Annotated in this window: 8 protein-coding genes and 1 pseudogene; 7 read left to right on the top strand and 2 right to left on the bottom strand. The window is 70.3% G+C overall.

Annotated elements, in window-relative coordinates:
- Positions 1–339, bottom strand: a pseudogene (locus D7Y13_RS33290) (hypothetical protein); the annotation flags it as partial.
- 226 nt (positions 340–565) lie between these two features.
- Here D7Y13_RS33290 and D7Y13_RS33285 point away from each other — a divergent pair.
- The 5 genes from D7Y13_RS33285 (at position 566) to D7Y13_RS33265 (ending at position 4,922) form a co-directional block, all read left to right on the top strand.
- Positions 566–1,066, top strand: coding sequence for a Fur family transcriptional regulator (locus D7Y13_RS33285; RefSeq protein WP_199732911.1), 501 nt, complete (start codon positions 566–568; stop codon positions 1,064–1,066).
- Positions 1,063–1,590 (top strand): TlpA family protein disulfide reductase, encoded by a 528-nt coding sequence (locus tag D7Y13_RS33280; RefSeq protein ID WP_233595864.1) that lies wholly within the window; start codon positions 1,063–1,065, stop codon positions 1,588–1,590. Before D7Y13_RS33285 ends, D7Y13_RS33280 begins: the two co-directional genes overlap by 4 nt.
- A gap of 95 nt (positions 1,591–1,685) precedes the next feature.
- Complete coding sequence (locus tag D7Y13_RS33275) at positions 1,686–1,967, top strand: FtsB family cell division protein (RefSeq protein ID WP_120537483.1); 282 nt, start codon at positions 1,686–1,688, stop codon at positions 1,965–1,967.
- Positions 1,964–4,126, top strand: coding sequence for a sensor domain-containing diguanylate cyclase (locus D7Y13_RS33270; protein WP_120585319.1), 2,163 nt, complete (start codon positions 1,964–1,966; stop codon positions 4,124–4,126). Before D7Y13_RS33275 ends, D7Y13_RS33270 begins: the two co-directional genes overlap by 4 nt.
- 13 nt (positions 4,127–4,139) lie before the next feature.
- Positions 4,140–4,922, top strand: a complete 783-nt coding sequence (locus D7Y13_RS33265) for a class I SAM-dependent methyltransferase (protein ID WP_120537481.1) — start codon at positions 4,140–4,142, stop codon at positions 4,920–4,922.
- Between the two features lie 6 nt (positions 4,923–4,928).
- Here the strand turns inward: D7Y13_RS33265 and D7Y13_RS33260 are convergent, their stop codons facing one another.
- A complete protein-coding gene (locus D7Y13_RS33260; protein WP_120585318.1) occupies positions 4,929–6,638 on the bottom strand; it encodes an HAD-IG family 5'-nucleotidase in 1,710 nt (569 codons plus the stop codon).
- 151 nt (positions 6,639–6,789) lie between these two features.
- Here D7Y13_RS33260 and D7Y13_RS33255 point away from each other — a divergent pair, with 151 nt between their 5' ends.
- Positions 6,790–7,032, top strand: coding sequence for a hypothetical protein (locus D7Y13_RS33255; RefSeq protein WP_233595863.1), 243 nt, complete (start codon positions 6,790–6,792; stop codon positions 7,030–7,032).
- Positions 7,029–8,852 (top strand): serine/threonine protein kinase (locus D7Y13_RS33250; RefSeq protein WP_147452547.1); only part of this gene is annotated, 1,824 nt, incomplete at its 3' end. The genes D7Y13_RS33255 and D7Y13_RS33250, both read left to right, overlap by 4 nt.

Raw genomic sequence — 8,852 nt, 5'->3', positions numbered from 1 at the left:
GGAGACAGGGGGGGGCGCGGGGGTCTTCTCCTCGCGCACCTGGGCCAGCTCCTGGGCGAGCGCGTAATAGCCGCACGTCTGGCGCTGGGCCGCGAGCGACGCGGGGACGCCGCGCAGGATGTCCACCAGGGCGAAGGGCCCCAGCGGAGAGGTCTCCGGTTCACCGTCCGTGAGGGTCCGGACCCGGAAGTCCTCCTCCTCGGAGAGGAGCGCGAGCGCTTCGCGGACCTCCTGTGCGGGGGCGGGGGCCTTCGCGCGTCGGCAGAAGTCCGACACCGCCACGGCCACCGGCGTGGGTACGTCGTCAGGCTGCCGTCTTCTCTGCCAGGGACTGATCATGGAAAGGTTCGGAAAAATGCTCGTTTACGAGGGCGGTTGCCTCTATCTTCGCCGCCAGACAGGTGTCAATGAGCCAGTCCGACCCCAATGTAAACAGCCCACGTGCGACGCAAGTCGATCGCCGTGGTAGTCAGGGGAGCGGGCGCTTCCTGAGGGCGGCAGGCGAAATTGGCTTGCGGGGGCGGGCATCCCAGCCTCAACACATGTGGTGCTCCAGAGATTGCAGATGACGACCCATAGCCATCATTCCCACGCCCACTCGCACGACGACGACAAGAACAAGGAGGAGGTGCTGGCCCGCTACATGGCCCAGCACGGCCTGAAGAGCACGCGTCAGCGCAGCCTCATCATCGACACGTTCTTCGCGGTGGGCGGTCACCTGTCCGTGGAGGAGCTGTGGAACAAGGTGCGCGAACAGGACACCAAGGTGTCGGTGGCCACCGTCTACCGGACCATGAAGCTGTTGAACGAGTGCGGCCTGGCCCACGCGCGCAACTTCGGCGACGGGCAGACGCGCTACGAGGCCGCCGCCGGGCGTGAGCACCACGACCACCTCATCTGCACGAGCTGCGGCACCATCGTGGAGTTCGAGAACGACCGCATCGAGACGCTCCAGGACGCGGTGGCGCGCAAGCACGGCTTCACGGTGACGTCGCACAAGATGGAGCTGTACGGCCTGTGCCGCGAATGTCAGCTCCGGGGTGGCCCCCCGACGACGGAGGCGTGACCCCGGTGCGAGCGCGCGCCCTGGCGTGTGCCGTGGCCGTGGGAGTGCTGTCGCTGTCCGGGTGTCACCGGAACAGCGGGCCGGTGGATGCGGGGCCCGCGTTCCTGCGGGCGCTCTACCTTCCGTCGGTGGGCCCCACGCGCTACGACCCCCGGCAGCTCTCCGGCAAGGTGGTGCTGGTGTCCTTCCTGGCCACGTGGTGTTTCCCGTGCCTGACGGACCTGCCCACGCTCAAGAACCTCCAGGGGACGTACGGCCCCCGGGGCTTCCAGGTGGTGGCGGTGGGCATGGACCTGGACGAGGGCAAGGTGATGGCCCCGTTCGCGGACCACTACGCGTTCCCGTACCCGGTGCTGGTGTCGGATGAGCGGATGCGCGCGGGGCAGAGCGCCTTCGGCCGCATCCGCGCGCTGCCCAGCACGGTGCTCCTGGACAAGCGCGGCCGGGCGGTGGCCGCGTGGCAGGGCGTGGAAGGCCAGGCGGACGTGGCCAAGGCCATCGAAAAGCTGCTCAAGGAAGACTGAGTTTTCATGCCGGTGGGCACCGCTTCTGACGGTGCTACAGGGCTGGAGCGGAATTCTTGCGGGCAGGGGGGCCGCTGGTACCTTCGCCGGCGTTCATGACGTCTCGGCGAAAGCTCCTGATGGCGGCGGCGGTGGTGGCGGTGGCCTTGAGCCTGGCCTCGGTGGCGGACGCCAAGGGCTTCCGGCGTTACCTGCGCCTGCGGCAGGACGTGGCGGGGCTTGATGAGCGCAACCGCGCGCTGGCCGCGCAGAACGACGCGCTCCGCCGGGAGATCGCCGCGCTCCGCAAGGATCCGGCGACGTTGGAGCAGTCCGTGCGTGAGGAGCTTGGCTACGTGAAGCCGGGCGAAATCGTCTTCCACCTGGAGTCACCATGACCTCGCTGCCCTCGGTGCCCTCTCCGGCGAAGCTCGTGCGCGCGTTCTTCCGCGCGATCCCCGCGGCCGTGGCCCTGGCGACCTTCGTGCATCTGGCGCGGGGTGGCTTCCGGGGTCTGCACACGCTGGGGTGGACGGAAGCGGCGCTGGTGGTGGGGCTGCTCGTCGGCATCGGGATGGCAGCGTGGCGCCGGGCGATGCGCTCCTCGGTGGGCGCCATCATCGACCTGCGCGACGACCTGGAGCTGGGCGGCGGGCTCATCTCCGCGGCGTTCATCGTCGTGGCGATTGGCGGCACGGAGCTGTTTCCCATCGTCTACCTGTTGATGGCGTTCCTGGTGGCGTTCCTGCCGCGCAACGCGGGCATGACGCTGCTGGGTGTGGCGCTGGTGTACGACGGGCTCGTCACGCTGGGCGGGACGGTGGTGAACGTCACCGGGTTTCTCACGCACACGCTGTTCCTGGCGCTGTTCGCGGGGCTGTACCACCTGGTGCTGTCCGCGCGGATGGCGGTGGCGAAGCGGGCGGAGTCGGACGCGGTGCAGAAGCGCATCCGCGAGGTGGAGGAGCGCGCGCGCACCTTCCGGCTGGTGAGCTCCGGGACGCAGGACAGCTTCAGCGGGATGAGCTCCGACGAGAAGTGGCTGGTGGCGTCGGTGAAGGAGATTGAAGGCGCGGTGCACGCGGCGCTGGAGATCGCGGAGACGGGCCTGCGCACGGACACCTGCGCGGCGTTCCTGCTGACGTCGGATGACCGGAGCCTGAAGCTGTACGACTGCCGCTCGCCCACGGAGCGCGTGCAGCGGGAGAAGTTCAACGCGGGCGAGGGCATCATCGGCGGCGTGCTGAAGCGCCGGGCGCCGGTGCGGATGAACTCGCCGCAGGGGCTCAAGGGCGTCACGTACTACGAGAGCGGCGGCCCCACGGTGCAGGCGCTGCTGGCGGTGCCCATCCTGGAGGGCAGTGGCCTCGTGCGCGGCGTGCTGGTGGCGGACAAGCAGAAGAACGAGCCGTTCACGGACCAGGACGAGAAGCTGCTGACGACCATCGCCGGTGAGGTGCTGCGCTCCATCGAGGTGGAGCGGGTGATGAGCTACATCCGCAAGACGCGCGACGAGAAGGACCGGTTCTTCCGGGCCATCGAGGAGCTGAACCGCGCGGGCAGTCCGGACCAGGTGTTCGTCGCGGTGCTGGAGTCGACGCGGCAGCTGGCCGGGTTGGACTTCTGCGCGGTGACGCTGGTGTCGGAGCAGGAGGGCAAGCGGGTGCACCGCGTGGTGCGGATGTCGGGCGTGACGGCGCAGGGCAAGGCGATGGAGGGCCGGACGTTCCCGGACAACAACGGGCTGGTCGCCAACGTGGTGCGCTACGGGGCGCCGCTGCCGGGGCGGGACATCAAGGCGATGGACCGCCAGGTCATCTTCGACGAGGAGACGCAGGTGCGCGGGCTGGGCGCGCTGAAGATCTTCCCGTTGGTGGCGGGGGACCGCATCCTGGGCACGCTCGTCGCGGGGTCGCGCAAGAAGGCGGCCTTCGAGCAGGACGTGCTGCGGATGATTGAAGTCATCGCCATCCAGGCGGCGCAGGCGGTGTTGCGCGCGCAGCTCTACGAGCAGATGGAGAAGATGGCGACGACGGACGGCCTCACGGGGCTGCTCAACCACCGCACGTTCCAGTCGCGGGCGGATGAGATCCTCGCGCAGGCGCGCCGGTACAACCGCAAGTGCTCCATCGTGTTGACGGACGTGGACCACTTCAAGAACGTGAACGACACGTACGGACACCCGACGGGCGACCAGGTGCTCAAGGGCGTGGCGCGCATCATCAAGACGCTGGCGCGGGACACGGACGTGGTGGCGCGCTACGGCGGCGAGGAGTTCGTGATGGTGATGCCGGAGACGGACGCGCACGGCGCGAAGGTCATCGCCGAGCGGATCCGCGAGGCGGTGATGGCGGAGGTCTTCCAGACGGAGATGGGCCCGCTGCGCATCACGATGTCGCTGGGCATCTCCACGTTCCCGGACAACGGGCAGGAGAAGCAGCAGCTCATCGACCTGTCGGACCAGTGCCTGTACCACTCGAAGCGCAACGGCCGGAACCAGGCCGTGACGGTGGCGCAGATGCAGGGCGGCCGGAAGCTCCAGGCGGTCGCGGAGTAGGGCGGCGGTACCGATGCCGCCGATTCCCCTCGCCGTCACCACCAGCACGAAGACGGATGTGCCCACGGTGCGCGAGGCGCGTGCCGTGGCGCAGCGGTGGGGGCTGCCGTTCCTTCCGCGCCGCTCCAGCGAGGGCATCGCCCCGTGGCTCGGCACCCGGGTGGACGCGCTGCTCGTCGTGGGCGGTGATGGCGTGACGCTGTGGGAGCCCCAGGGCTCCTTCGCCTTCCACGCGGGCATGGCGCACCTGCGGCGCATGCGGCTGCGGCAGGGCCAGCGCGACGACACGTTCCTCAAGCTCGCGGAGCTCGTTCCCGGGGATGCCGTGCTCGACTGCACCCTGGGCCTGGGGCAGGACGCGCTGGTGGCGTCGCTCGCCGTGGGGCCGCAGGGCAGGGTGGTGGGCCTGGAGAAGAGTCTGGCCCTGTGCGTCGTCGCCGCGGAAGGCCTCCAGCGCTATGAGCGGGGCGAGGACTCCTGCGCCATCGAGGTCCACCACGCGGATGCGCACGCCTACTTGAAGGCCCTGCCCGCGAAGTCCTTCGACGTCGTCTTCTTCGATCCGATGTTCGCCAAGCCCAAGAAGGCCCAGCCCGCGTTCGACGTGCTGCGCCGCTTCGCGGAGCACGCGCCCCTCACCCCTGAAGCCCTGGAGGAGGGGAGGCGCGTCGCCCGCCGCTGGGTCGTCGTGAAGGGCGCCCGGCACACCGATGACCTGCACAAGCTGGGCATCGAACCCGCGCCCACCTCGCGCTTCAGCGAAGTCATCTGGGGCCGGCTGCCCGCGACACCGTAGCGCCGCCTACCCCTGCTCCGAGCCCTTCGGCGGCCCTTCGCTCCCCAGCGGGGACATCTTGCTCGACAGCGCTCCGGCCTGTTCGTGCGCCATCAGGTCGCGCGGCGAGCGGTAGTACTGCATCGGCGAGTGGTGCAGGAAGTTCGACACCCGGCTCGTGTACAGGCACGCGTACTGCTCCACCTGGTAGCCGAACCGGCTGTTCTCGTTGCCTTCCTTGAACAGCAGGCCCCAGTACGGATTGAAGCCCTCCTCCACGTCACGCTCCAGCGTGTCCGCGATGCCGTTCGTCTCCTTCAGCGACCTGCGCAGCTTCTCCAGCTCCGCCTTCGTCTTCTTGCGCAGCTCCTCCGCCTCCAGGCGCTCCGCCTCCGGCAGCTCCCCGCGCTCCAGCCGGCGCTCCACGGAGTTGAGCACCGTCTTGCGGTGGTTCACCTCGTCGTCCAGCCGCGCCCGCGTCAGCTCCACCTCCGACAGCGTGTCGATGTCCGCGCGCCGCTGGTCCGTGTAGGTGATCTCGTCCTCAATCTCCTGGACGACCATGCACGTGCGCCACAGCGACGACTTCTTCGACTTCAGGATGTCGCCGTAGATGTGGTCGCCCACGTAGAGGATGTGCTCGCCCCGGTAGCCCGTCATCTCCTCGAACTGGGCCAGGTTGCCGCCGGAGTACACCGTGCCGCGCTCCAGCGCCTTCGCCTCGCCCACGACCTTGCCCTCCTCCGTCGTCGAGTCCAGCTCCAGGAACGGCCGGCTCTCCGTGAAGAACGCCGGCTTGCCCGCCGCCGTCACCGTGAAGTCGAAGTAGTTGCGCCAGCTCGGGTACTCCGGAAGCTGCCCGTCCAAGAGGTAGCGCATCACCGCGTTCGTGTAGTCCCACGCGGAGTTCGTCAGCAGGAACAGCCGCTTCCCGCCCGAGCGCAGCTTGTGCAACGCCGGCCCCAGCTCCGGATCCAGGAACACGTAGCGCGCCAGGTCCTTGCGGATCTCCCGCTTGAGCGAGTTGTCCCGGTGCACCGTGTCGATGGCCTCCCGGATGTCGTCGTAGAGCTTGCCGTACCCCACGGTGTGCCCCATCGACTCCATCAGCTCGATGATGCCGGAGAACAGGCACGTCTCCGGCAGCGCGAAGAGCGTGTCGTTCCACGCGAACTGCGGGTTGCGCAGCCGCACCCGCTTGTTGCGGTACAGCTCCTTCCACGCCTCGCGCTTGAGCGGCCGCAGGCCGTGGTACGCGCGCCCCACGTGCCCGAAGCGATCCATCTTCAGGACGTTGCCGTTCACCCGGTCCACCGCGAGCCCACGCATCACGAAGTGGTGGTCGTAGAGCAGGCCGCCAATGAAGGGCGGATAGCCGTACTCGCTGATCAGCTTCGCGATCGTCATGTCGAACGACAGCTGCTCCAGCCGGCGCATGTGGTAGATCGCCAGCGTGTAGTCCATGTCGAACCCGATGAGCTCGACGTGGTCCATGCGCAGGTTGCGGTTGACGAAAACCTCCCTCGCGCGCGGCACCAGGGCGGCGGGCTCCCGGGGCGTGGAGAGCAGCCGGCCAAGCAGCTCGTCGGTGAGCAGCTCGTGGGCGCGGTGCGCCGCATCGTCGGCGCGCTCCCGGTTGATGGAGGAACGGAAGCTCCCGTGCAGCGGATCCACGGAGGGTCCGCCAGGGATGGGCTTGATGGGAGAGAGGATGGACGGCACGGGACCGCAAGACATAACACGCGGCGCTCCCTGCCGCCCCGTCCTTGCGGGCTTCGCACGGGGCTGGCACGCTCTGTCCCCGATGCGCTCCCCCCGTCCATCCCCGGCTCCCGCCGAGGACCATCACGCGCGACTGTCCGCACGGATCGCCGCGCTGGAGGACCGGGTGCGTCGCCTGGAAGCCCGCCTCCTCCTGGAGGCCAGCAAGCCCCCGTCCGTCCGCTCGCGCCCCAATGTCTCCGCGGCCACCGTGCACGTGGGCCGTGCCCGCCCGCGCTGCCCCGGCTGCACCCTGGAGCTGCCCCGGGGCCGACGCGGTGAGTCGTGCGTGTGGTGCGGCTTCGTGTTCGCCGCCGTGGCCCGCCGTCCCCGAAGGTCCGCCGCGAAGACGGCGCGGAAGACGCGATGAGCGGGACGTACCGGCTCATCGGCCGCACGGAGGCGGGGGACCTGGCGGAGCTGTACGAGGCCCTGCTCGTTCCCACCATCCCCGTCGCGGTGAAGCTGTTCCTGCAGCGCACCTCCGACCCGGCCTACGCCCGTCAGTTGGCGGAGACCGTCCGGCGGCTCCAGTCCGTGCGCCATCCGGGCATCCTCCACGTCGTGGACCTGGGCTTCGTGCGCCAGCGGCTCGCGGTGGTGCGCGAGGACGTGGACGGCTTCACGCTGGGCGTCGCGCTCCAGCGCCTCAACACCAAGGAAGTGCTGCTGCCGCCCACCGTGGCGCTGTCCATCGTCATCCAGTTGCTGGAAGCGGTGCAGCTGGCCCACGACGCGGGCGTCGTCCACGGGGCCCTCACCCCCGGCAACCTGCTGCTGTCGCGCGAAGGCTACCCGGCCATCTGTGACTTCGGCGCGTTGCAGGCGCTGCTCTCCGTGCCCCAGCTCAAGCGCACCTTCGCGCATCGCGGCCGCAGCGCGTATCGGGCGCCGGAGGTGACGCGGGGCGAGCCGCCCACGGAGGCGTCCGACGTGTACTCGCTGGGCGCCATCGCCTACGAGCTGCTCACGCTGCGCGAGGCCGTGGTGCCCGGCAGCGGCGTCAGCACCCGCCGCGAAACGCTGCCGCCCCCCAGTCGGTTGGATCGGCGCATCAACGCGCGGTTGGATCCGGCGGTGATGCGCGCGTTGGACCCCGCGCCGCAGCGTCGCTTCCGTTCGTGCGGCGAGTTCGCCCAGGCCCTGCGCAACTTCCTCTCCGCGGGCGGCGGCCTGCCCGGCGCGGACGACGTGGCGCGCTTCGTGTCGGAGCTGTTCCCCAATGAAGTGAGCATCGCCGTGCCCGGCCCCGTGCCGTTCGCGGAGCCCTTCCAACTGGAGCCCATCTCCGGCGCGGAGATGGAGGACCTGCACGCCGAGGAGCACGAGGCGTCCATCGTCCAGCGCATGCCGTACACCCGCGCGCCCACGGAGGAGGAGGCGTCCGCCAGCACGCAGGAGGCCGCCCCCGCCTTCGAGGCGTTCCGCCCGGAGGACTACGCGCCGGATTCCTTCCCGGAGGACGACGGCCCGGAGGAGGCCGCGCCTCCGCTCGCCGCGAGGGAGGGGCGGGGCACCGAACCGGCCCATGCCGGCCCCCTGGAGCAGGGCTGGGATGCGCCCCCCGGCGTGCTCGCGCAGAAGTCCCGCCGCCAGGTGACTCCGCAGGGCGGCGCGGATGGGCACTCGGGAACGCGCGTCGGGCGCAACCCGCGCATGAAGGTGGTGGAGGACTTCTCCACGCCGCCGCCGCTGGGAGCGGACGAACCGCCCGCGCCCTCCGGACGACGCCCGGCCCTGCGCCCCGCGCGCGGTGCCGCCGGCCGGTCGCCCGTCCAGGAGACCCTGGCGCTTCCGTCCGCCGGAGCCTCCCCGCCGGGTGCGAACCGGGGCCCCGAAGGCGCGGAACCACCCCGCCAGGAGCGCCGGGGCCGCGCCGAGCCCACCGAGGCCCTCCCCGCCGAACCCGGCAGCGGAGCGTCGCGTCGCGCCGCCGCCCAGGGCCGGGATGATGGCGGTTGGCGCTCCGACATGGCGGTGCCCGCGCCGTCGGATCGGCACCTGCCGGTGGCCCAGCGCTTCGACACGGTGGAGACGCCGCGCATGGGGGCGGTGGACATGGTGACGCGCCGCAAGCGGCTGCTCGTCATCTGCGCCGGCATCGCGGTGGTGGGCCTGTTCATCTTCGCCGTCGCCATCTGGCGGCTGGGCCTGGAGTCGGTCCCCCCGGCGCCGCCCATCCCCCAGTAC

The sequence above is a fragment of the Corallococcus praedator genome, assembly GCF_003612125.1.
GTDB lineage: Bacteria > Myxococcota > Myxococcia > Myxococcales > Myxococcaceae > Corallococcus > Corallococcus praedator.
Note: the sequence above shows the minus strand (reverse complement) of the source record. Positions and strands in the feature narration are given on the sequence as shown.

Coding starts and splice junctions, on each gene's coding strand:
- D7Y13_RS33285 (WP_199732911.1), top strand. CDS start 566: ATGACGACCCATAGCCATCATTCCCACGCCCACTCGCACGACGACGAC.
- D7Y13_RS33275 (WP_120537483.1), top strand. CDS start 1,686: ATGACGTCTCGGCGAAAGCTCCTGATGGCGGCGGCGGTGGTGGCGGTG.
- D7Y13_RS33270 (WP_120585319.1), top strand. CDS start 1,964: ATGACCTCGCTGCCCTCGGTGCCCTCTCCGGCGAAGCTCGTGCGCGCG.
- D7Y13_RS33265 (WP_120537481.1), top strand. CDS start 4,140: ATGCCGCCGATTCCCCTCGCCGTCACCACCAGCACGAAGACGGATGTG.
- D7Y13_RS33260 (WP_120585318.1), bottom strand. CDS start 6,638: ATGTCTTGCGGTCCCGTGCCGTCCATCCTCTCTCCCATCAAGCCCATC.